The 22,174-nt window shown below is 38.7% G+C and carries 19 protein-coding genes and 1 pseudogene; 11 read left to right on the forward strand and 9 right to left on the reverse strand.

The annotated features are described in order from the left end of the window. Positions 1-8: 8 nt before the first annotated feature. From EAL04_RS04725 to ligA, 4 genes and pseudogenes are all read right to left on the reverse strand, one after another. Positions 9-764 carry an ABC transporter permease gene (locus EAL04_RS04725; RefSeq protein ID WP_120973655.1) on the reverse strand — a complete coding sequence of 252 codons (756 nt, stop codon included), beginning with the start codon at positions 762-764 and terminating at the stop codon, positions 9-11. Further along, positions 764-1,460, reverse strand: a pseudogene (locus EAL04_RS04730) (ATP-binding cassette domain-containing protein). Before EAL04_RS04730 ends, EAL04_RS04725 begins: the two are co-directional and overlap by 1 nt. Before the next feature lie 304 nt (positions 1,461-1,764). After that, the gene (locus EAL04_RS04740; protein ID WP_015644290.1) at positions 1,765-2,097 is read right to left on the reverse strand and encodes a hypothetical protein; all 333 of its coding nucleotides are present in this window, start codon (positions 2,095-2,097) and stop codon (positions 1,765-1,767) included. 124 nt (positions 2,098-2,221) lie between these two features. Further along, complete coding sequence (gene ligA / locus EAL04_RS04745) at positions 2,222-4,192, reverse strand: NAD-dependent DNA ligase LigA (RefSeq protein ID WP_120973660.1); 1,971 nt, start codon at positions 4,190-4,192, stop codon at positions 2,222-2,224. Between the two features lie 77 nt (positions 4,193-4,269). Between ligA and EAL04_RS04750 the strand changes: the two genes are divergently transcribed. From EAL04_RS04750 to ppa, 7 genes are read left to right on the forward strand one after another with little or no spacing between them, the layout of a single operon-like run. Further along, the gene (locus tag EAL04_RS04750) at positions 4,270-5,211 is read left to right on the forward strand and encodes a chemotaxis protein (protein WP_120973662.1); all 942 of its coding nucleotides are present in this window, start codon (positions 4,270-4,272) and stop codon (positions 5,209-5,211) included. Positions 5,212-5,245: 34 nt separating this feature from the next. Continuing rightward, complete coding sequence (aspS, locus tag EAL04_RS04755; RefSeq protein WP_120973664.1) at positions 5,246-6,979, forward strand: aspartate--tRNA ligase; 1,734 nt, start codon at positions 5,246-5,248, stop codon at positions 6,977-6,979. A 16-nt stretch (positions 6,980-6,995) separates the two neighbouring features. Further along, complete coding sequence (locus tag EAL04_RS04760; RefSeq protein ID WP_120973666.1) at positions 6,996-7,571, forward strand: adenylate kinase; 576 nt, start codon at positions 6,996-6,998, stop codon at positions 7,569-7,571. A 24-nt stretch (positions 7,572-7,595) separates the two neighbouring features. After that, positions 7,596-8,594, forward strand: a complete 999-nt coding sequence (locus tag EAL04_RS04765) for a glycosyltransferase family 25 protein (RefSeq protein WP_120973668.1) — start codon at positions 7,596-7,598, stop codon at positions 8,592-8,594. A gap of 57 nt (positions 8,595-8,651) precedes the next feature. Further along, positions 8,652-9,242, forward strand: a complete 591-nt coding sequence (locus EAL04_RS07985; protein ID WP_205585787.1) for a glycosyltransferase family 25 protein — start codon at positions 8,652-8,654, stop codon at positions 9,240-9,242. Continuing rightward, positions 9,185-9,925, forward strand: a complete 741-nt coding sequence (locus EAL04_RS07990) for a glycosyltransferase family 25 protein (RefSeq protein ID WP_205585789.1) — start codon at positions 9,185-9,187, stop codon at positions 9,923-9,925. Before EAL04_RS07985 ends, EAL04_RS07990 begins: the two co-directional genes overlap by 58 nt. A gap of 52 nt (positions 9,926-9,977) precedes the next feature. Continuing rightward, on the forward strand, positions 9,978-10,499 hold the full coding sequence (ppa, locus tag EAL04_RS04775; protein ID WP_001047002.1) for an inorganic diphosphatase: 522 nt from the start codon (positions 9,978-9,980) through the stop codon (positions 10,497-10,499). 145 nt (positions 10,500-10,644) lie between these two features. On the opposite strand, the gene EAL04_RS04780 is transcribed toward ppa, so the two are convergent. From EAL04_RS04780 to EAL04_RS04795, 4 genes are read right to left on the reverse strand one after another with little or no spacing between them, the layout of a single operon-like run. Continuing rightward, positions 10,645-12,891: an endonuclease MutS2 gene (locus EAL04_RS04780; protein WP_120973670.1), complete on the reverse strand. Its 2,247-nt coding sequence runs from the start codon at positions 12,889-12,891 to the stop codon at positions 10,645-10,647. Positions 12,892-12,905: 14 nt separating this feature from the next. After that, a complete protein-coding gene (locus EAL04_RS04785) occupies positions 12,906-13,271 on the reverse strand; it encodes a hypothetical protein (protein WP_000500499.1) in 366 nt (121 codons plus the stop codon). Then, on the reverse strand, positions 13,271-14,620 hold the full coding sequence (gene murC / locus EAL04_RS04790) for a UDP-N-acetylmuramate--L-alanine ligase (RefSeq protein WP_120973673.1): 1,350 nt from the start codon (positions 14,618-14,620) through the stop codon (positions 13,271-13,273). The genes EAL04_RS04785 and murC overlap by 1 nt, the downstream gene beginning before the upstream one ends. Beyond that, positions 14,613-15,740: a succinyldiaminopimelate transaminase gene (locus EAL04_RS04795; RefSeq protein WP_120973675.1), complete on the reverse strand. Its 1,128-nt coding sequence runs from the start codon at positions 15,738-15,740 to the stop codon at positions 14,613-14,615. Before EAL04_RS04795 ends, murC begins: the two co-directional genes overlap by 8 nt. Positions 15,741-15,859: 119 nt before the next feature. Between EAL04_RS04795 and ispG the strand changes: the two genes are divergently transcribed. From ispG to EAL04_RS04815, 4 genes are all read left to right on the forward strand, one after another. After that, positions 15,860-16,939 carry a flavodoxin-dependent (E)-4-hydroxy-3-methylbut-2-enyl-diphosphate synthase gene (gene ispG, locus EAL04_RS04800; protein ID WP_039090471.1) on the forward strand — a complete coding sequence of 360 codons (1,080 nt, stop codon included), beginning with the start codon at positions 15,860-15,862 and terminating at the stop codon, positions 16,937-16,939. A 2-nt stretch (positions 16,940-16,941) separates the two neighbouring features. Further along, positions 16,942-18,147: a 2,3,4,5-tetrahydropyridine-2,6-carboxylate N-succinyltransferase gene (locus EAL04_RS04805; protein WP_120973677.1), complete on the forward strand. Its 1,206-nt coding sequence runs from the start codon at positions 16,942-16,944 to the stop codon at positions 18,145-18,147. Between the two features lie 11 nt (positions 18,148-18,158). After that, positions 18,159-19,217 carry a tetratricopeptide repeat protein gene (locus tag EAL04_RS04810; RefSeq protein WP_120973679.1) on the forward strand — a complete coding sequence of 353 codons (1,059 nt, stop codon included), beginning with the start codon at positions 18,159-18,161 and terminating at the stop codon, positions 19,215-19,217. Positions 19,218-19,424: 207 nt separating this feature from the next. Next, positions 19,425-21,473 carry a DUF262 domain-containing protein gene (locus EAL04_RS04815; protein ID WP_120973682.1) on the forward strand — a complete coding sequence of 683 codons (2,049 nt, stop codon included), beginning with the start codon at positions 19,425-19,427 and terminating at the stop codon, positions 21,471-21,473. A 46-nt stretch (positions 21,474-21,519) separates the two neighbouring features. Here EAL04_RS04815 and mdaB read toward each other — a convergent pair whose 3' ends face one another. Further along, positions 21,520-22,104 carry an NADPH:quinone oxidoreductase MdaB gene (mdaB, locus tag EAL04_RS04820; RefSeq protein WP_120973684.1) on the reverse strand — a complete coding sequence of 195 codons (585 nt, stop codon included), beginning with the start codon at positions 22,102-22,104 and terminating at the stop codon, positions 21,520-21,522. Positions 22,105-22,174 lie beyond the last annotated feature (70 nt).

Consider the following 22,174-nt stretch of genomic DNA (forward strand, 5'->3'; position numbering starts at 1 on the left):
TTAAGGATTTAACGCATGCGTTCTTTTGGTGTTAGTAACATGCGATTAGCGCTTAGTAAAAATAAAATAATGCCACCAATAATGAAAAATGTTGAAGTTGCTAAAACCAGTATAGTATCAATCCCTTGAAAAGCTTTGATTAGAAGTTGATTAAGGTAGTAAAAAATAGATGTTTTGATAAATAATTGACCAATATTAGGTAGGTATTCTAAAGGAACAAAAACATTACAAGACATTAGCGCATAGAGATTGATGATATTACAAAATCCTAAGATGCTTTGTTCGTTTTGAAAAATTCTAGCTACAAAAATTGCCAAGCAAAAACAAAACAACGCACTTGAAAAAACACTAACAAACCCCAAAATAAGCGCTTTAAAATTAAGAATAGTGATGATATTGAGCGCATAAAAAGAGAGAACAATAAAGATAAAAGCATATAGGATTACAACGATTAGTCTTGAAGCGATTAATGCTAGAGTTATTTGTTTGAAAGTTGCTGGTGATAGCATGTAGAACAAGAATATATTATGCGATCTAGAGCTTGTTATAGCTTGAGTGAGACCAAAGATCGCGCTAGAAATAATAAGGAGTCCCATTAGACCTATAATATTATTAAAGTAAAAAATTTCAGTGGTATTTTTTGAAAAAACAAAAATCAGTAATAGGAGCATTAAAATAGGATAAATAAAAGTCCAAAATAGTGCACTTGTATTGGTGAGATAAGATTTGATTTCAAGTTTTAGGATAGATAGAATTTCTCCCATTAAATATCCTTTAGTAATGCTAATAAGTCTTTTGTGGTTGGTTTTTCTTTAAAGTTAAAAGTTTTAGCTACAGATTTTAATATAGAATTTAAAGGTTTGTATTGAGTAATGTTGCCATTCTTAAGGAGCAATACCCATTCGCAACTATCTAAGACAATAGGATCATGAGTGGCGATGATACTTGTAAGTTGTTGGGTGTTGCGCAAGCTTATGAGATTTGATAGTCTTATAAGAGCGTTTTGCTCTAAACTGGTTTCTGGTTCATCCATAATAATTAATTGGGGGTGGTGGCTAAGAGCTAAGTCAATCTTTAAGCGCTGTTTTTGTCCATCGCTTAAGTGTTCGTAGGTTTTATTCAAAAGATTTTTTTCAAATAGATTTGGAGTGCAGTTTTTGTGAAAAAATTGATAGAATTTAAAAAGGTCGTTTGCGTTTAATCCAGGTGGGTAGTTGAATAGGTTAGAGACAACTCCCAATTGCTTGTGTTATAACATTGTCGTGGTATGGAATATTATTGTTTTGTGCTTTAAAATTATAGTCTGATCTAATGCCTAGAATAGTGTTGATAAGCGTTGATTTTCCAGCACCATTTGTGCCAATAATGGCTGTACTAGTATGACTTTTAAAAGAAAAATCTTGTATATTTAAAGCGTTTTTAAACATGGTTTTTGGGTGTATGCTGATGTTAGAAATCATAAAATCCCCTTATATAGAAATGATTTAAAATCCCACTTAAGGTTATTATATTCAAATGATGGTTTTATTTAGTGCAGTATTATTAAAAAATTAACTGATCTTTATTTAAACGATCCAAAAGCGTTACTGATAGATACGATTCAAACGAGTGAAACGATTTCAAAAAGCATTTCAACTCTAAAAATAGACAAAGCCAAGGCTTTAAATAAAAAGATCAATAACCTTAAAAAACCAAAGGAACGGAGTCTTTGATTTTCCATTCTCAAAACCCTAAATACCCTCTTGTTTTTTGCCCGTTATTGGTTTATGGGTGTTTTAACATATAAAATTCCAACGCTTTTTCAAAGAGGAGCGAGCGATTAGGAAAACCTTTCTCTTTCATGTATTCATCCACTTTAGCCATAAAACTGGGCGAAAGTAAAACGCTGTGATTGATTCTTCGCTCTTTACTTGTTTTTTCTTCGTATTCTATCTCTTCTATTTCGGCTAACAAACTCGGCGAAAGCGAAATGTTAAAATTGCTCCTTCGTTCGCTGCTCACTTTTATTTCTGCTTCTAGCTCGGCTAATTCGGTTAGCAACCTTTTGCGTTTGGCTTGTAAAGCCTGAATGGTTGTGTGCACTTTATGGTGTTCCATCATTGCTCCTTAAAATATCTTTATTTTTCGCATTCTACTATAAAATAGGATTTTGTGAGTAAATTCATTAAGAATGAAAATTGGAATTTTTCTTTAGAATTTAACCGGGTATTTGATTTTAATTTTAACCCAATTCCTTAAGGCGTTTTAACAATTCTTCTTCATTCAAAACGCTCACGCCATGTTTTTGTGCTAGAGCGAGTTTTGAGCCGGGGTTTTCTCCAGCGATTAAAAAATCGGTTTTAGCGCTCACGCTTGAAGCAATTTTTGCCCCTAAATTTTCTAACATTTGAGCGTATTCTTGCCGTGGTTTAGAAAGCGTGCCGGTTAAAACAATCGTTTTATCACTGAAAACAGAAGAGCTTTTTTGCTTTTCTTCATCCGTATCGCTATTTTTAGGGTTTAACAACTCAAATAACGATCGGATAAATTCCTGATTGCTCGCATAAAAATTGACTAAAGAGCGTGCCATTTCCACCCCAAAGCCTTCCATTTCTAAAAACTCGGCTTCGCTTTTTTCTAACACATTTAAGCCGTATTTGGCTAGCGTTTTACTCGCTCCCTTACCAATATGCTCAATCCCTAAAGCGTTGATCAAACGCCATAAGGGAGGGTTTTTGCTTTTTTGAATAGCGTCTAATAGATTTTGAGCTTTTTTGATTTTGAATTTGTCTAGTCGCATTAAATCTTCCAATTTTAAAGCATACAAATCCAGGGCGTTAAAAATGAGTTTTTCTTCAAAAAGTTGCTCTATGACTTTATCGCCCAAGCCTTGAATGTTTAAAGCGTCCTTAGAAGCAAAATGAATCAAGCTTTCTTTCAATCTTGCCGGGCAATTAAGGTTTTGACAATAAGTAAAAATCTCTTCGCATAAAAGCTCATGCGAACATATGGGGCAAACTTTGGGGCGTTCAATTTTTTGTTGCGATCCGTCTCTATAAGATTCCAAAGGTTTGATGATTTTAGGGATCACGTCGCCGCTTCTAATGACGACCACCCTATCATTGAGCATGATATTCTTTTTTTCAATTTCAGAATAATTGTGCAAGGTCGCTCTATTAACCATAGCCCCAGCAATTTCTACAGGCTCTAAAACAGCAACCGGTGTGATCGCCCCGCTGCGCCCCACTTGGTTGATGACTCCTACAATTTTGGTGTGTTTTTCTAGAGCCGGGAATTTATAAGCGCAAGCGAATTTAGGGGATTTTTGCGTGTAGCCTAGCTCCTTTTGAATACCCAATTCATCCACAACGATCACCATGCCGTCTAAAAGGGCAAAAAAGCCCTCTCTTTCTCTAATCAGGGTGTGGTAATTTTCTTCTATTTCTTGGTGGTTTTTGTTTAGGCTTAAATATTGAATAGCGCTAAAACCTAACGAGACAATAAAATCCAAACACTCCTTAAAGCTTAGGAAATTTAAAGAATGCTTGCCCACGCCCCAAGGGATGAATTGCAATTTGCGCTTTTTAGTGATTTTACTATCAAGCTGCCTCAAACTCCCTGATGCGGCGTTTCTAGGGTTAGCGAATAGGGGTTCGTTAGCGTCTAGGCGCTCTTTGTTTAAAGCGTCAAAATCCTCTTTAGCAATGATCACCTCGCCCCTGATTTCTATTCCTCCATTATAAGCGATAGAATGGGGGATATTAGCGATGTGTTTGGCGTTGTTAGTAACAAGCTCCCCTTCTAAGCCATTACCCCTAGTGGTTGCACTCACTAGCTTGCCATGTTGATACAAAAGATTGAGTGAAACCCCATCAAGTTTGGGTGAGCACACGAACGAAGCGTTAGGATAGGCTTTTAAAATGCGCTGCAACCACGCTTGCAATTCGTTTTGATTGAACACATCATCTAAGCTCCACATCCGCATTAAATGGGGGTTTTTATTGAACGAATTGGTGGCAGTGGCCCCCACTTTTTGGGTAGGGGAATTAGCTTGAATGCTATTAGGGTTTTTTTCTTCATAAGCTTTTAATTCTTGGTAAAGTTCATCATAGATCGCATCGCTTACGATTGACTCATCAAGGTTGTAATAATGGTGCGATAGGGTGTTTAAATATGTAATTCTTTCTAAATATTCTTTTTGGCTTTTTATCATTTTTGTAAAAACCTTTTAAACTAAATTAGGGTAGTATTATAACATTTAATCTTTGATAGGGCTTTAGGGGAAAATAGGTGGTAAGAGACATTGACAAAACGACTTCGTTGCACTTAAACAACGAAGCGCAATTTCTATGCTTTAGATTAGATGCAGAAAAAGACGCTCAGCTTTATGGCATGAATATTTTTAAGATCCGAGAAATTATCCATTATGACGGGGAGGTTACAGAGATTCTTGGGGGGAGCGATGGCATGATGCTCGGGTTTCTTAGCGTTAGGGGCGAATCCATTCCTTTAGTGGATGTGAAAAGGTGGTTGCATTATAACGCTAATGATCCGAGCCGTGATCTAAAAGAATGCAGCGTTAAAGATGACCATAATTTAGTGATCGTGTGCCATTTTTCTAACCATTCCATCGCTCTAAAAGTTTTAAAGATTGAAAGGATTATTCATAAAAATTGGAATGAGATTAGTGCTGGGGACAAACAAGGCATTAATGAAAAAGGTAAGCTTAGCGCTATCACTCGTTTTGATGAACAACGAGTGGTGCAGATCTTAGATGTGGAAAAAATGATTAGCGATGTTTTCCCCAGCTTGAAGGATTTAGACGATTTGACTTTGCGTTGCATAGAAGCCATTCAAAGCCAAAAACTCATTTTAATCGCTGAAGACTCCCTAAGCGCTCTTAAAACCCTAGAAAAGATCGTTCAAACTTTAGAATTGCGTTATTTAGCCTTTCCAAACGGGAGGGAATTGTTGGATTATTTGTATGAAAAAGAACATTACCAACAAGTCGGCGTGGTCATTACGGATTTAGAAATGCCTAACGTTTCAGGGTTTGAAGTGCTAAAAACCATTAAAGCTGATCACAGGACTGAGCATCTTCCTGTGATTATCAATTCGTCCATGAGTAGTGATTCTAACCGCCAATTAGCCCAATCTTTAGAAGCGGATGGTTTTGTGGTAAAATCTAACATTCTTGAAATCCATGAAATGCTTAAAAAAACGCTTTCATAAATTTAATTTTTGTTTTAATTTAAAGGGATAAAACATGCGAAGTCATTTCTGCACAGAAATTAGTGAAAAAGATGTGGGTAAAATCATCAAAGTGGCCGGGTGGTGTAACACTTATAGAGACCATGGAGGCGTGGTTTTTATTGATTTAAGGGATAAAAGCGGTTTGGTGCAACTCGTCTGTGATCCTAGCTCTAAGGCTTATGAAAAGGCTTTAGAAGTCAGGAGCGAATTTGTGCTAGTGGCTAAAGGGAAAGCGCGTTTAAGAGGGCCTGGGTTAGAAAACCCTAAACTAAAGACCGGTAAAATTGAAATCGTTTTAGAAGAGTTAATTATTGAAAATAAAAGCGCTACCCCACCGATTGAAATCGGCAACAAACATGTGAATGAGGATTTGCGCTTGAAATACCGCTATTTGGATTTACGCTCTCCTAATTCTTATGAAATCTTTAAATTGCGCAGCGAAGTGGCTTTAATTACTCGTAACACTCTGGCCCAAAAAGGCTTTTTAGAGATTGAAACCCCCATTTTGTCTAAAACCACGCCTGAGGGAGCTAGGGATTATTTAGTGCCAAGCAGGGTGCATGAGGGCGAATTTTTCGCGCTTCCCCAAAGCCCGCAATTATTCAAACAGCTTTTAATGGTGGGGGGAATGGACAGGTATTTTCAAATCGCTCGCTGCTTTAGAGATGAAGATTTGAGGGCGGACAGGCAACCGGAATTCACGCAAATTGATGCGGAAATGAGTTTTTGTGATGAAAATGATGTGATGGGCGTGGTGGAAGATTTGTTGCAAGCGATTTTTAAAGCGATTGGGCATACTATTTCTAAACCTTTTAAACGCATGCCTTATAAGGAAGCGATGGAAAATTACGGGAGCGATAAGCCGGATTTACGCTTTGAATTGCCTTTAGTAGAAGTGGGGGATTGTTTTATAGACAGCTCAAACGCTATTTTTTCTAATATCGCAAAAGATCCTAAAAATAAACGCATTAAAGCTTTGAACGTTAAGGGGGCTGATGTCATTTTTAGCCGCAGCGTTTTAAAAGAATTAGAAGAATTTGTGCGCCAATTTGGGGCTAAAGGCTTAGCGTATTTGCAAATTAAAGAAAATGAGGTTAAAGGGCCTTTAGTGAAATTTTTAAGCGAAAAGGGGCTTAAGAGTATTTTAGAAAGGACTAACGCGCAAGTCGGGGATATTGTCTTTTTTGGAGCGGGGGATAAAAAAATCGTGCTAGATTACATGGGACGCCTGCGCTTGAAGGTGGCTGAAACGCTTGATTTGATTGATAAAGACGCTTTGAATTTCTTATGGGTGGTCAATTTCCCCATGTTTGAAAAAACCGAAAACGGCTATCATGCCGCACACCACCCCTTTACGATGCCTAAAAATATAGAATGCGAAGACATAGAAGAGATTGAAGCGCATGCGTATGATGTGGTGCTTAATGGCGTGGAGCTTGGTGGGGGGAGCATTAGGATTCATAAAGAAGAAATGCAAAAAAAAGTCTTTGAAAAGATCAATATCAACGAAGAAGAAGTGCAAAAGAAATTTGGCTTTTTACTAGAAGCGCTAAAATTTGGCGCTCCTCCTCATGGGGGCTTTGCGATAGGCTTTGATCGCTTGATCATGCTAATGACAAAATCTAGCAGCATTAGAGACGTGATCGCTTTCCCTAAAACGCAAAAAGCTTCATGCTTATTGACGAACGCGCCTAGCCCCATTAATGAAGAGCAATTAAGAGAATTACACATTCGCTTAAGAAAATAATTTAAAAGGATATGATATGAAACAACTATTTTTGATTATTGGAGCCCCAGGGAGTGGTAAAACCACTGACGCAGAGCTTATCGCTAAGAATAACAGCGAAACAATCGCTCATTTTTCTACTGGGGATTTACTCAGGGCTGAGAGCGCTAAAAAGACCGAGCGAGGCTTATTGATTGAGAAATTCACTTCTCAAGGCGAATTAGTGCCTTTAGAAATTGTGGTAGAAACGATCCTTTCAGCGATTAAAAGTTCTAGCAAAGGGATCATTTTAATTGATGGCTATCCCAGGAGCGTGGAACAAATGCAAGCCTTAGATAAGGAATTGAACGCTCAAAATGAAGTGATCTTAAAAAGCGTGATTGAAGTGGAAGTGAGCGAAAACACCGCTAAAGAAAGGGTTTTAGGGCGCTCTAGGGGGGCTGATGATAATGAAAGGGTGTTTCATAACCGCATGCGGGTGTTTTTAGATCCGTTGGTTGAAATCCAAAACTTCTACAAGCCCAAGCATTTGCATAAAATCATCAATGGTGAAAGAAGCATTGAAGAAATCGTGAATGAAATGCAAAAATATATTTTGTCTTTTGCGAATTAAAATGCGTTCCAAAGAGAATGATCTGTGATTGGTGTCTATATCATTTCTTTAAAAGAAAGTCAAAGGCGTTTGGATACTGAAAAACTCATTTTAGAATCCAATGAAAAATTTAAAGGCCGTTGTGTTTTTCAAATTTTTGACGCTATTAGCCCCAAACATCAAGATTTTGAAAAATTACTTCAAGAGCTTTATGACGCTCAAAGTTTATTGCAATCTGATTGGTATCATTCTTATGTTGGCGCTGGTTTGACTTTGCCCGAATTGGGGTGCTATTTAAGCCATTATTTTTTATGGAAAGAATGCGTCAAAACAAACCAACCGGTCGTCATTTTAGAAGATGATGTAGCCTTAGAGTCTAATTTCATGCAAGCCTTAGAAGATTGCTTGAAAAGCCCTTTTGATTTTGTGAGACTCTATGGGTGCTATTGGTATTACCACGAGACAAAATTCCATGTTTTACCCAAAGAATTTGTATTTCCCCCCTTTGATCATCCTTTTAAAAATAACCCTATTTTAGAAAAATTTAAAAAATTTTTTGATGTTTCTAGATTTTTAAATCTTTCTACCCATAAAGTCATCCACTATATTCTCAAAAAAATACAAAAAAGCTATTACGCAACGCATGAAAAAGAAGCCTTTTTTTTAGAGCATTTTTACCTCACCAGCGTGTATGTGGCTTCTACGGCCGGTTATTATTTAACCCCTAAGGGCGCTAAAACTTTTATAGAAGCCACGGAGCGTTTTAAAATCATAGAGCCGGTGGATATGTTTATGGATAATTCTGCTTATCATGATATAGCGAATCTGACTTATGTGCCTTGCCCTGTTTCTTTAAGCGAGCATTCTTTAGACAGCACCATTCAAAAGCCCCAAAAAAAGAGCTTGAAATCTTACCCACTCCCGCCTAAAAAATCAACTTTTAAGAATCTTTTCTATTATAGCTTTAACGCCAAAAAACGCTTGAATGCCTTTCAACAATACAGCAAACAATACGCCCCTTTAAAAACCCCTAAAGAGTTTTAAAAAAATGAAAAAAATTTTATGGTAGAATGCCATAGAATGCCATATTTAGGAGTTCATTTGACACAAGTTTATATCATTTCTTTAAAAGAAAGTCAAAGGCGTTTGGATACTGAAAAACTAATTTTAGAATCCAATGAAAAATTTAAAGGTCGTTGTGTTTTCCAAATCTTTGACGCTATTAGCCCTAAACATGAAGATTTTGAAAAATTTATTCAAGAGCTTTATGATTCTTCAAGTTTGTTAAAATCCGATTGGTTCCATTCTGATTATTGTTATCAAGAATTATTGCCCCAAGAATTTGGGTGCTATTTAAGCCATTATCTTTTATGGAAAGAATGCGTTAAAACAAACCAACCGGTCGTTATTTTAGAAGATGATGTAGCCTTAGAGTCTAATTTCATGCAAGCCTTAGAAGATTGCTTGAAAAGCCCTTTTGATTTTGTGAGACTCTATGGGCATTATTGGGGAGGCCATAAAACCAATTTGCACTCTCTCCCTATCTATACAGAGGCTGAAGAGGCTGAAGCGTCTATTGAAGAAACGCCTATTGAAAATTATGAAGTTACCCCCCCCCCAATCCCACACAAGATGTGCAACAAGACTCTATTATTGAAACGCAACAAGAACTATCTGAGCCTTGCAAAATAGCACCCCAAAAAACCTCTTTTAATCCAGTGGTTTTTAGAAAAATTAAAAGAAAGCTCAACCGCTTCATTGGAAATATTTTAGCTCGGACAGAAGTGTATAAGAATCTCGTATCAAAATACGATGATCTCAATAAGAATATTGCGGAAAAATACGATGATCTCAATAAGAATATTGCGGAAAAATACGATGATCTCACCACAAAATACGATGATCTCATGGGAAAATACGAAGCCTTATTGGCAAAAGAAACAAACATTAAAGAGACTTTTTGGGAATCTCGCGCTGATAATGAAAAAGAAGCGCTATTTTTAGAGCATTTTTACCTCACCAGCGTGTATGTGGCCACTACGGCAGGCTACTATCTCACGCCTAAGGGCGCTAAAACCTTTATAGAAGCCACAGAGCGTTTTAAAATCATAGAGCCGGTGGATATGTTTATGAACAACCCCACTTACCATGATGTGGCTAATCTAACTTATTTGCCTTGCCCTATTTCTTTAAACAAGCATGCTTTCAATAGTGCCATTCAAAATGCAAAAAAGCCTGACATTTCATTAAAGCCCCCTAAAAAATCTTATTATGATAATCTTTTTTATCATAAATTTAACGCCAGAAAGTGCTTAAAAGCCTTTCACAAATACAGCAAGCAATACGCTCCTTTAAAAACCCCTAAAGAGGTTTAAAAAGAGCGGGCTTTATGTTAGAATAAGTCTTTTTATTTTAAAGGAGATTGCAATGAATTTAGACCAATTAGAAGTGAGCCATGACGCTGATTCTTTGTGCGTGGTGATTGAAATATCCAAGCATTCTAATATCAAATATGAATTGGATAAAGAAAGCGGGGCTTTAATGGTGGATAGGGTGCTTTATGGGGCGCAAAATTACCCCGCAAATTACGGCTTTGTGCCTAACACTTTAGGATCTGATGGCGACCCTGTAGATGCACTGGTTTTAAGCGATGTGGCTTTTCAAGCCGGAAGCGTAGTGAAAGCGCGCTTGGTTGGGGTTTTGAACATGGAAGATGAAAGCGGGATGGATGAAAAACTACTCGCTCTACCCATAGATAAGATCGATCCCACGCATTCCTATGTCAAAGATATTGATGATTTATCCAAACACACTTTGGATAAAATCAAGCATTTTTTTGAAACTTACAAGGATTTAGAGCCTAATAAATGGGTGAAAGTCAAGGGGTTTGAAAACAAAGAGAGCGCAATTAAGGTTTTAGAGAAAGCGATAAAAGCCTATCAAGGCTAAAGATTTTTAAGGGTTTTGGCTCAATTGAGCTTAAACCCCTTTTTAACGCTCTTTTAAAAAGGCTTTGTTCTCATTGGGTGTTGGTGTGAAATGGCTTTATAGTTTAAAGCGGATTTTTGTATTCCCCATAAAAAAGCGCCAAAAACTACAATTTAACGATTTTAACCCCACTGCCGCCTAAATTAATGGGAGCGTCGCTAAAGCTCACCACTTTGGGGTGGTTTTTTAGAAATTCTTTCACAAACTTTTCTAAAATCCCGCTCCCCTTGCCATGGCAAATCAGCACTTCTTCAAAGCCCCCTAAAAGCGCATCATTTAAAAAAGCGTCTAGTAAATCCAGGGCTTCTTCGCTGCGTTGCCCCCTTAAATCAAGGCACAAGCTCGCTTCTTTGGGTTTAGGAATGGTTGTTTTAGGGGGTTTGAATTTGTTTTTAGGGGGTTTTTGGATTTTTTTCAACCAACTCCCATGCGCTTTTAAACGCATGCCAAGATCGGTTTCTACCAAGTAATAGCTTTTGTCTAAAATTTGCATAATCAGCACGCTTTCATTTTTATAGCGCGCTTTTTCGTTAATTTGAAAGCTTGTTATGATTTGTGGGATTTCTTGGTTTGTTTTATGCTTGTTTAAAATTTCACTCGCTTTATGGATTTCTTTATGCATGGAGCTGGTATCTTTTGAAGCGACTTCGCTTTTTAAGATGTTTAGGGCTTGTTGGTAGGATTTTTCCAATTCTAATTTTTTATGGTGAAAGATTTCTTTTTGTTTTTCTACTTCTAAAAGCCATGCGTTTTTTAAATCTTCTTGCTCTTTTAAAGCGTTCTCTAAATGTTCATTCTTTTGCTTTAATTCCCTTTCTAGCGCGCTGGAATTTTCAATCAAAACATTCAATTTTTCCTTATCTTCGCCATAGAAGGCTTTCGCTTTTTCAATCAAAAAAGGCGGCACGCCATAGCGCAAAGCGGTTTCAAACGCATAGCTTTTGCCAATAACCCCTTTTAAAAAAGTGTAAGTGGGCCGTTCTTTTTCTTCATCATAAAGAGCGGCCAGTAATTCCACTTCCTTATTTTCTGCCATTAACACGCTCAGGCGTTTGTGGTGTGTGGTGATAACGATCTGGTTGTTTTGTTTGAGCAATTTTTCTAACAGGGTTTTATACAAGCTGCTCGCTTCATCAGCGTCAGTCCCTAGCTCAATTTCATCAACGCCTAAAAGCATGTTTTCTTTGGATAAAAGAGCGCTAAATTGCTTCATTCTGCCGGCGAAAGTAGAGATATTGTTCGCGCTGTTTTGGGGGTCATTGATAATGGCGTGGATTTCTTTAAAATAGGGGATAATGGAATGATGGGCGTTGATTTTCATAGGAATGAGATGCTTGCTTAAAAAAGCCGCGCTTAAAAGCGATTTTAAGAGCATGGTTTTCCCGCCCGCATTCACGCCGGTAACAGCGAGCATGGATTTTTCAAACTTCAAATTTAAGGGCTTTGGCTCTTTTAAAATGGGGTGCGAAAAGTTTTCTAAAATCATTTTTTTTTGAGTAAAACTTGGCATGACAAATTCTAAATTATAGGCTTTAGCGAAATTGAGTCTGGCTTGCAAGCTGTCTAAAAAATCAAATTCTTTGAAAAGGAATTTTAAAAATAAAAGGTGTTTTTGCAAGCTACGGCTTAGAGTTTGACACATTTCAACAATACAGCAATCTATTTCATTATTAATTTGCGCGATTTTTTGGGCGATTTTTTGTGCGCTTTCAGGCAAGAGGTAGAAATAGCCATTAGCACTCCTTTCTAGCACAACGCCTTTGATTGCACTAGAAAACCCACTCTTTAATAAAAGGCATTCATAACCATGCTTAAGGTGGCTTTGTGTATCCACTAAATAAGGGGCAAGCTCTTTAGAGCGGGCGTAATGGTGAATGATTTTTACACTCTCTTTTTTAAGGCGGTTCAAACTTTCATTCAAAGCGTCTAGGGTAGCGTTCGCCCCTTGTTTGATTTGCCCTTCATCATCTAATAAAAGGATCAAATCATTAAAAAAGGGGGGTAAAATAATAGCGTTAAGGCGTTCATGAAATTTTAAATGCGTGAAAGGTTTAAAAGCGTTTTGTAAAACGACAATGTAGCGCAATCGTTTGACAATCTCATAGATTTCATCTAAATGGAGCGTCCCTAATTTGGTGAGTTTGATAAGAATAAGATCGCTTTCTTTCACGCTTTTAGGGGTAGGCAAACCGATCGAATCCACCTCGTTTAAATAAGTGAAAGCCTGTTTGAGATCGTTTTCTAAAGCAATAGAATCTCTTTCTTTGGCAAAAAAGGTTTTAAAAAGAGCGATAAACTCTTTTAAATCCAGGCTTTCTTCTAGGGGTTTGGGTGGGGTATTATTATTATTCATTATTCATTGGGTATTCATTGGGGTTGGATTAAGGGATCTTTTTGGAGCGTCTGACAAGAATCCAAATCCACAAGAACGTCTTTCATAGGGGTTTGTTTTTTGCCTAAAAAGCTCAAAGTCCCGCTCACTAAATTAAAGGTTTGGTTATTGACTTTAATGCCTTTACACAACAAAGTTTCCCCCCTTAAAAACGCTCTTTGTAAAGCGATTTCTTGTTGGTTTTGTTGGTTTTGCTTGTAAGTATAAACGCTGATGCTCGCTCCTATAATCCCTACGATTAAAAAAGCTAAAATCTTTTGTTTGGGGCTTGCTAAACCAAAATCCCTTAACACTAAAAACAATAAAATCAGCGTTAAAAATAAAACAACCGCTGCACCCATTACATTTCGCCTCTCAATTGATAGGTAATATCCCCCGCTCCAAAGCCTATCACAAACCCTTTTTCAATCGTTTCTATTACCTTATCATTGACTAACAGCTCTAAAAAATCCCCTTTTTTACGCACCCTGTCTATAAAGGTGGGGTTATAATGCTTAAAATGGGCTTTCAAATCAATGTCTCTTTTGACTTCACTCGCGCTATAAACGGGTAAAATGATTAATCTGTCGCAATGCTCTAAAAAACATTTTTTAAACTCTTCTAAATTGTCCATTAAGCGAGAATATTTGTGCGCTTGCCAGATCACAATAATTTTTTCTTGCGTGTTCAATAAATTCGCATAAATCCTAGCGCTTTTTAAAGTGGCGCTGATTTCGGTGGGGTGGTGGGCGTAATCATCAATGAGGATGAGATCGTTTTTTTGCAAAATATCAAAGCGTTTTTTAATGCCTTTGAAATTCAATAAATTATTTCTAATTTCTTCTAAATGCAATTCATCTAAAGCGCTTAAAATCGCTAAACTCGCATTCGTAGCGTTATGTTCGCCTAACCCCCACACCAAAAAAGCCCCCAAATCTTTCAATTCAAATGAAGTGTAAGGCTCGCCGTCTTTTAAAATGTATTGGATATTATAAATGTCTTTTTTTTCTAAAACAATGGCGTCTTTAGAATAGTTTTTCAAAAAAGGATCTTCTTTATAAATCACTCTTTTTTGAGCATGGTCTAAAAAATATTTATAAGCAAAGAAAAAGCGTTCTAAATCGTGGTCATAATGCTCTAAATGTTCTGGCTCTGTGTTAGGCACAATCGCGCAATAAGGGTTAGAAAATAAAAAACTTGAATCGCTCTCATCGGCTTCAAAAACCAAGCTCATATCCGCGCTCTCTCGCACATTGGAATCAAACTCTTTAGAATGCGCTCCAATAATCGCTCCAAAAGCGGGGCAAATCGCACTCAACATGGCCGTGATACTGCTTTTTCCATGAGCCCCACACACGCTAAAAACGCGTTTGTCTTTAAGGATAGAATACAAAGCGTCTTTACGAGACAAAATAGGGATTTCTAGTTCCTTAGCCCTTTGTATTTCGGTATTGTTCTCTTTGATAATGGCTGAATGGATAATAACATCTTGATGGTTAATCGCTTTTGGATCATGCGGGATATTAATTTCTACGCCTAAGGCTTTCAAATATTTAACGCTAGGGCTTATGGCAATATCAGAGCCGCTGATCTTAGCCCCTTGCGCTTTAAGGTATTTGGCTAAACCTGAAATGCCAATCCCCCCTATACCGATAAAATGGATCTTGCAATCTTGCAAGTTTTTGAGTAAAACTTTTGGGGTTTCAAGCATGATTTTCTCGGTAAGCTTCTATGATTTCTAAAGGCTTTTCTAAAAGGGGAGTGTCATAGACAAGGGCTAAACGCACATAGTCAGCGCCGATATGATTACGCCCCAAATACAAGGCCGGTAAAGTAGTAATGCCTTCGTTTTGATAAAGTCTTTTGGCAAAATTTTCGCCATTTTTAACGGGCAGATACGCATAAAAACTATAAGGATAAATGAGCGTGTCTTTAAAGATTTTTCGCGCCAGTTTCAAGTTATTCGCATAAATATTGCGGAAAAATTCTGCATGCTCATCATCTAGCCAAGCCGCTTCACTAGCTTTTTGGATCACATTAGCGCTCGTATAGCCTAAATAGGTGCGAAACGCTTTGTATTTTTCTAAAAGGCTGCTATCCCCAGCGATAAAACCACTCCTTAGCCCTGGAGCACTAGATCGTTTGGAGAGCGAGTGGATAACCAAAACATTTTTAAACGCTTCATTACCAGCCAGCATGCAAGCTTCTAAAAGCGAAGGGGGAGGCGTATTTTCATAAATTTCACTATAACATTCATCATTAATTAAAATAAAATCATGTTTTAAGGCGAGTTTGACCCAAGCGATCAATTCTTCTAAAGAAAGGGTTCTTCCGGTGGGGTTGTTAGGGGAATTTAAGATCACTAAATCCACTTCTTGCAACTCTTTTTCATTCAAGCTTGGAGTGAAACCATTTTCTTTAACTAAAGGCATTAAAAGGCTTTTAGCCCTAGCGAATTGGGCTGATCCTTCATAGATTTGATAAAAGGGGTTAGGGTAGGCGATAGTGGGGTTTGGATAGTCAAATAAAACAAAACTAGGGAAATTGAATAACACTTCCCTAGATCCTAGCGTGGAAACTAATTCGTTTTCTTTCAATTCTACCTTAAAACGGCGTTTAAAAAAACCCCTTTGAGCCTCTCTCAAACCCTCTTCAAACGCGCTTTTAGGGTAGATATTGAGCGAATGAGCATGCTGTTTGAGAGCGTCTTGAATGAATTTAGGCGTTTCAAATCGCGGCTCGCCGATGCCTAGATCTAGCCCCTTTTTTTTAGGGGTGATCTCTTTAAACAAGGCTCTTAATCGTTCAAAAGGATAAGGCTCAAAAGTCATAGGGCTACTTTAATCTTAAAATGGAATAGTTAATCTTACCTAAAATTTGAGCGTTATGGTATGAAACCACCAAGAAAGAGTATAATAGCGCATAAGAATTTAACTGATGAAGAGGTTTGATGCTAGAAAATAGAGTTAAGACCAAGCAAATTTTTATCGGTGGCGTCGCCATAGGGGGTGATGCTCCCATAAGCACGCAAAGCATGACCTTTAGCAAAACCGCTGATATTGAAAGCACTAAAAATCAAATTGACCGACTCAAACTCGCCGGGGCTGATTTAGTGAGGGTGGCGGTGAGTAATGAAAAGGACGCCCTGGCCTTAAAAGAATTGAAAAAAGTGTCTCCTTTGCCCTTAATCGCTGATATCCATTTCCATTATAAATTCGCTCTCATTGCCGCTCAAAGCGTGGATGCGATCAGGATTAATCCCGGAAACATCGGCTCTAAAGACAAGATCAAAGCGGTGGTTGATGCTTGTAAAGAAAAAAACATTCCTATAAGAATTGGCGTGAATGCCGGGAGTTTAGAAAAGCAGTTTGATCAAAAATACGGACCCACCCCAAAAGGCATGGTAGAAAGCGCTTTGTATAACGCCAAACTTTTAGAAGATTTGGATTTTACCAATTTTAAGATTTCTTTGAAAGCGAGCGATGTGATGCGCACCATAGAAGCTTACAGGATGCTTCGCCCTCTTGTGATCTATCCTTTCCATTTGGGGGTTACGGAGGCGGGAAATCTTTTTAGCTCCAGTATCAAATCCGCCATGGCTTTAGGGGGGCTTTTAATGGAGGGCATTGGGGATACGATGCGCGTATCCATTACAGGGGAATTAGAAAATGAAATCAAAGTGGCCAGGGCGATTTTACGCCATAGCGGGCGGTTGAAAGAAGGGATTAATTGGATTTCTTGCCCCACTTGCGGGCGCATTGAAGCCAATTTAGTGGATATGGCGAGCAAGGTAGAAAAACGCCTGAGCCACATTAAAACCCCTTTAGACATTAGCGTGATGGGTTGCGTGGTGAACGCTTTAGGTGAAGCCAAGCATGCAGACATGGCGATCGCTTTTGGGAATCGCAGCGGTTTGATCATTAAAGAGGGTAAAGTCATTCACAAACTGGCTGAAAAGGATTTGTTTGAAACTTTTGTGGTAGAAGTGGAAAATTTAGCTAAAGAAAGAGAAAAAAGTTTAAAGGATTAGGCATGATGAATAAGTTTAAAAATTTTGTGAGCAATTACCAGCAATCTAATAGCTATAAAGAGCCTTTAGGTTTTGGCATTGCTAGGGTGGATATTGCCCCTATTTCTAAAAAGATTTTATGCGCCACTTACCCTGTTCTGAACTGGAAAGAGGAAAATCTAGGCTCTTATGCGGTGTTTTGCAATTCGCTTTCCAAAGAAAAAATCCTAAAAGAGAGCGCGAGCGAGCGCGTCGTTGAGATTGATGAAAGTTTTGTGTTAAAAGCGCTAGAGTTTTATACGCCCTTTTTGAATGAAGCCTACTCTAATAAAATGGCTCATAAAAACATTCAAGTGGTTTTAGAGCTTTTAAAGGCTTTAGAGGAAAATCGTTTGAAAAATAATAATGGGGAGTCTCTTTATCGCTTGGTGATCTTGTATGAAGATAAGCCTTGCGAGAGCGTGGAGAGCGCGTATATGAAACTTTTAGCGCTCTCTTTAGGGAAAGCCCCTTTGAGGAGTTTGAATTTAGAGGGCATTTTTAACCAGCTTTCTAATGCGGCTTGGAGCGGTAACAAGCCCTATGAATTAGAATGGCTCAGAACGAACGAAGTGGCTTTAAAAATGCGAGGCCATTTCCCTAGCATTGATTTTATAGATAAATTCCCGCGCTATTTGATGCAATTAATCCCTGAGTTTGATAATATCCGCTTATTAGATAGCTCAAAAACGCGCTTTGGGGCGTATTTAGGGACCGGAGGTTATACCCAAATGCCTGGGGCTAGTTACGTGAATTTTAACGCAGGGGCTATGGGAGTGTGCATGAATGAGGGGCGCATTTCTTCATCAGTGGTGGTGGGAGCAGGCACTGATATTGGTGGAGGCGCGAGCGTGTTAGGCGTTTTAAGCGGAGGGAATAACAACCCCATTAGCATCGGGAAAAATTGTTTGCTAGGGGCTAATAGCGTTACCGGAATTAGTCTAGGCGATGGCTGTATTGTGGATGCAGGCGTTGCAATATTAGCCGGGAGCGTGATAGAAATTGAAGAAAATGAGTTTAAAAAGCTTTTAGAAGTGAATAGCGCTTTAGAAAAGCATGCCAACAATCTTTACAAAGGCAAAGAGCTTTCCGGAAAAAATGGCGTGCATTTTCGTTCCAATAGCCAAAATGGCAAGCTGATCGCTTTTAGGAGCGTGAAAAAAATTGAGTTGAATCAAAACCTGCATTAAGGATTAAAAGAATGCTCAAACAAAGTTTGTTATGGCTTGTTTTTTTAATCTTACAGCTTAGCGGCGCTGAAGAAAACAATCAAGCCCCAAAAAACACGCCCCCCGAATTAAACCCCGCTAACGCCAAGGGCGCACCAAACCCTAACACCCAAATCACCCCTAAAAACGATAACTCCAATCTGTTAGACAAATTAGGATCGCCTGAAAACGCTCAAACCGAGCTTTCTGCCGGTATTGAACTGGCTAAAAAGGGCGATTATCAAGGGGCTTTTAAGCTTTTTTCCCAATCGTGTGATAACGGCAATGCGGCCGGGTGTTTTGCAGTAGGGGCGATGTATGCTAATGGGGTAGGGATCCAAACCAACAGATTAAAAGCCGCTCGCTATTATGAAATGGGTTGCAGTGGGGGCGATGCGACCGCTTGCGCGAATCTGGCTCAAATGTATGAAAACAAGAAAAACGCTGATTCAAACGATAAAGAAAACGCTTTGCAATTGTATGCGGTGGCTTGTCAAGGGGGGGACATGCTCGCATGCAATAATTTGGGGTGGATGTTTGCTAATGGGAGTGGGGTCCCAAAAGATTATTACAAAGCGATGGGTTATTATAAATTTTCATGCGAAAATGGGAATGATATGGGGTGCTATAATCTGGGTTTGATGTCTAATGTGAATAATATTTATGGCATTGATAAGGCACAACTCAGTCAAGTGGATTTGAATTATTTGGCTTGTAACGCTGGGGATATGATGGGGTGCGCGAATTTAGGCTGGATTTATGCGAATGGGGATTTAGGGGCTCCGTTGAATAACCACTATGCGGCGAAGTATTTTCAAATGGCATGCGATGGGGGGATTTTGGGGAGCTGTAACAATTTAGGCGTGCTGTATCAAAAGGGTTTAGGCGTGCCTCAAGATGATCAAAGGGCTTTGGATTTGTTCTCGTATGCGTGCGATAATGGTTTTGAGTCAAGCTGTCGTAATTACGGGAATTTCAAAGAGCATTTATTGCGCGTGAATCCTAATTACGGGCGCTTGTTCATGCCATATAATTCTTATGAGATACCCTAGTAGGGGTATTTTGAAATCATTTTCGCCCCATAACTAAACCCTCCTAAAGATCGCATTTTTAAGAGATTAGCACTTGCTTTGCACAAAGCTCTTTTATTTTTTTGAATAAATTCAGCCACAAATTGCGGTTTTTTCAAAAATTTAAGCTATCTTTTTTTTTGATTTAATACTCGGTGTAATGATAATCTCACTCAAAAAAGGAAAGCGATGAAAGCGACACAAAGCACCATTAACGACTTTTTTGCCTTAACAGGCACGATATTTTCTATCCCTGTATACCAGAGGAACTACACTTGGGAAGAAGAAAATTGTGAAAAGTTACTGCAAGATATGGTCAGTATTTCTCAAAACAAGAAAACGCATTTCATGGGTTCTATCACTTATATTTTGCATTTGATTGACGATGAAAAGAGCTTAAGACAACTGCAAGAATTTGTCATCATTGACGGGCAGCAAAGGATTACCACTATCATGCTTTTGCTTAAAGCCATAGAGACAAAGATACAAAATGAAGGGATAAAAAAAGAGATTGACGGACTACTCAATCTTACAGGACAAAGGCTGCGCCTAAAGCCCATTAAAAGCGACAAAGAAGCCTTTGATCTTGTCATGCAAAATCGATCGCATGAACTGCAAGGCGTATCGCACATTAGGAACAATTATAGATTTTTCATCAAAGAGCTTGACAAGTATCTAGAAAAAGGGTATCGCATAGAAGAGATTTATGGTGCGTTTTTGCGGCTTAAAATCGTAGCCGTAGGCTTAGAGTTAGGCGAAGACGATCCGCAAGTGGTGTTTGAAAGCATTAACGCTACCGGCGTGCAATTAAAAGGGCTGGATCTCATCCGCAACTACCTGATGATGGGGGAAAATTCTGACAGACAGAAACACCTTTATGACACTTATTGGGTGCCTTTAGAAAATTGGCTTGGCGAAAAGGATTTGAATGATTTTATCAAAACCTATTTAAGAATCTATTTTGAAGATAGATTTAAGGAGGGAGAGCGTGAAGTGTATTACACGCTAAAAGCCCACCACAGAGACAATTTCTCTGATGATATACAAGGTCTTATGAGCGATATGCGTGAATATGGCAGAATCTATCAAATCTTTTTAGACAGAGATCATTATTTTTTAGGGCGTGGGGATCCGCAGCAGTTAGCGAATTTACGCTTGCGTATTAAGGATCTTATGAAAATCAAATTTGGCGTGGCAAAGCCCTTTATTTTGCGTTGCGCCAGAGACTTTGAAGAAGGCAAATTGGATTATGAAAACTTCCATGAAATTTTGCAAATCCTTACCAGCTACTTCGTGCGCCGAAGCGTGTGTGGGGATCCTTCCCCTACGCTTACCAGAGTTCTTTATTCTTTATACAGACAGCTAGGGGAAAATGTTTCAGCCGATGCGTTGAAGCGGTATCTGGGCAAGAGCGTTGGTCAAGTGGCGTTCCCTAATGACGATAGAATTAGAGTAGCGTTTCTTGTGCGTAACGCTTATGCAGCAAATTATGTGTGCAAGTTCATTTTGCTTGAGATAGAAAAGCTAAGCAACGCCGAACCGCCAAGAGAAGAAAATCTAGAAGTGGAGCATTTCTACCCCAAAACCCCCACTCAAGAATGGCGCGATAGGGTGGGGGATTATTTCACTTTTGAGCAAGACTACCTCAATAATTTTGGGAATCTAACCTTATCAGGGCAAAATCAAAGGCTTGGCAACAAATCTTACGAGGTAAAAATAGCGCTTATGGAAGAATACAGCTCCTTGCATTTAAACGACTATTTCATCAATAACACCCATTCTTGGGGGATAGAGGAAGTGAGGGCCAGGAGCGAATATTTAGCGGATCAATTTTGTCAAGTGGGATTGTTTAAAGATTTGCCTAAAGAATACCGTGCAAGAGAGCTTCACAAAACCCTTGATGATGACTTAACTAACCATAATCTTCAAAGCGTCAAGCTCCCCAATGATCAAAGGAAACCAGTAAGAAACGCTAAGGAATTGGCTAGCGCTGTCATAGACTACTTGCTAGAAAATGCCAGAGAAGCCTTTGAAAACTATACAGACGATGAGTCTCAAAGATATATTTGTTGGGATAAAGCAAAAGCGCAATTAAGGGATAGAGATGGCACTCTTGTTGTGCCTTTTGAAAAATACGGGTTCTACTTTGTGAGCAATGCGAGTTATCAAACGGTGGGCAGTAATCTTAGGGATCTTATCTTAGGTTGCGAGCTTAATCCCAGAGACTTTATTGTGTAACAAACAAGCCCCCCAAAGAAATGGGGGGGTTAAAAAAATTTTAAAATCACTTGCCAAAAGCTTGGTGCAAATGCGTGGTGAGAGAGTTAAGATACTGCTCCACTTGGGGGTTTTTCACCACATCGTTGCAAATAAAAGTGGGCAACGCTGAAAGCCCTAAAAATTGGAACGCTTTATGCAAATGCAAATACACAACATCCACGCCCACCCCTTCAAAAAATTCACTAGGATCATTAAAGGCTTCAATGGGAGCGTTCCAGGTCAAGCTCAACATGTATTTTTTACCATGCATCAAGCCCCCTTTCCCGTAGTTTTTAGTGGGGTTTTGCGAGCTTCTGCCATCGCTAGCATAAAGCTTCCCATGCCCTGTGCTAAAGACTTCATCAATGTATTTTTTCACAATCCAAGGCTCGCCCATCCACCAGCCAGGCATTTGCCAAATCGTCGCATCAGCGCTAACGATCTTTTCCACCTCTTGGCTATGATTATAGCCCTTATCCACGATTGTAGTATCCACTTCTAGCCCTAAAGATTCTAGAGTCTTTTTTGCATGATCAGTCAAAGTTTCATTGAGTTTCCCTCCAGAGCTCCCGAACGCTTTGGCCCCGTTAATGATGAGTACTTTTTTCATTTTGTTCCTTTTTTAATAAAATAGGGGGGAATTTTATCCAAATGAAACTTAATGTTAAAGAAATTCCTTT

The sequence above is a fragment of the Helicobacter pylori genome, assembly GCF_003638305.1.
Taxonomy (GTDB): domain Bacteria; phylum Campylobacterota; class Campylobacteria; order Campylobacterales; family Helicobacteraceae; genus Helicobacter; species Helicobacter pylori_DJ.

What these genes read in the sequence shown, in the direction of transcription:
- EAL04_RS04725 (WP_120973655.1), bottom strand. Translation starts at nt 764, where the DNA reads ATGGGAGAAATTCTATCTATCCTAAAACTTGAAATCAAATCTTATCTC.
- EAL04_RS04740 (WP_015644290.1), bottom strand. Translation starts at nt 2,097, where the DNA reads ATGGAACACCATAAAGTGCACACAACCATTCAGGCTTTACAAGCCAAA.
- ligA (WP_120973660.1), bottom strand. Translation starts at nt 4,192, where the DNA reads ATGATAAAAAGCCAAAAAGAATATTTAGAAAGAATTACATATTTAAAC.
- aspS (WP_120973664.1), top strand. Translation starts at nt 5,246, where the DNA reads ATGCGAAGTCATTTCTGCACAGAAATTAGTGAAAAAGATGTGGGTAAA.
- EAL04_RS04760 (WP_120973666.1), top strand. Translation starts at nt 6,996, where the DNA reads ATGAAACAACTATTTTTGATTATTGGAGCCCCAGGGAGTGGTAAAACC.
- ppa (WP_001047002.1), top strand. Translation starts at nt 9,978, where the DNA reads ATGAATTTAGACCAATTAGAAGTGAGCCATGACGCTGATTCTTTGTGC.
- EAL04_RS04780 (WP_120973670.1), bottom strand. Translation starts at nt 12,891, where the DNA reads ATGAATAATAATAATACCCCACCCAAACCCCTAGAAGAAAGCCTGGAT.
- EAL04_RS04785 (WP_000500499.1), bottom strand. Translation starts at nt 13,271, where the DNA reads ATGGGTGCAGCGGTTGTTTTATTTTTAACGCTGATTTTATTGTTTTTA.
- murC (WP_120973673.1), bottom strand. Translation starts at nt 14,620, where the DNA reads ATGCTTGAAACCCCAAAAGTTTTACTCAAAAACTTGCAAGATTGCAAG.
- EAL04_RS04795 (WP_120973675.1), bottom strand. Translation starts at nt 15,740, where the DNA reads ATGACTTTTGAGCCTTATCCTTTTGAACGATTAAGAGCCTTGTTTAAA.
- ispG (WP_039090471.1), top strand. Translation starts at nt 15,860, where the DNA reads ATGCTAGAAAATAGAGTTAAGACCAAGCAAATTTTTATCGGTGGCGTC.
- EAL04_RS04805 (WP_120973677.1), top strand. Translation starts at nt 16,942, where the DNA reads ATGATGAATAAGTTTAAAAATTTTGTGAGCAATTACCAGCAATCTAAT.
- EAL04_RS04810 (WP_120973679.1), top strand. Translation starts at nt 18,159, where the DNA reads ATGCTCAAACAAAGTTTGTTATGGCTTGTTTTTTTAATCTTACAGCTT.
- EAL04_RS04815 (WP_120973682.1), top strand. Translation starts at nt 19,425, where the DNA reads ATGAAAGCGACACAAAGCACCATTAACGACTTTTTTGCCTTAACAGGC.
- mdaB (WP_120973684.1), bottom strand. Translation starts at nt 22,104, where the DNA reads ATGAAAAAAGTACTCATCATTAACGGGGCCAAAGCGTTCGGGAGCTCT.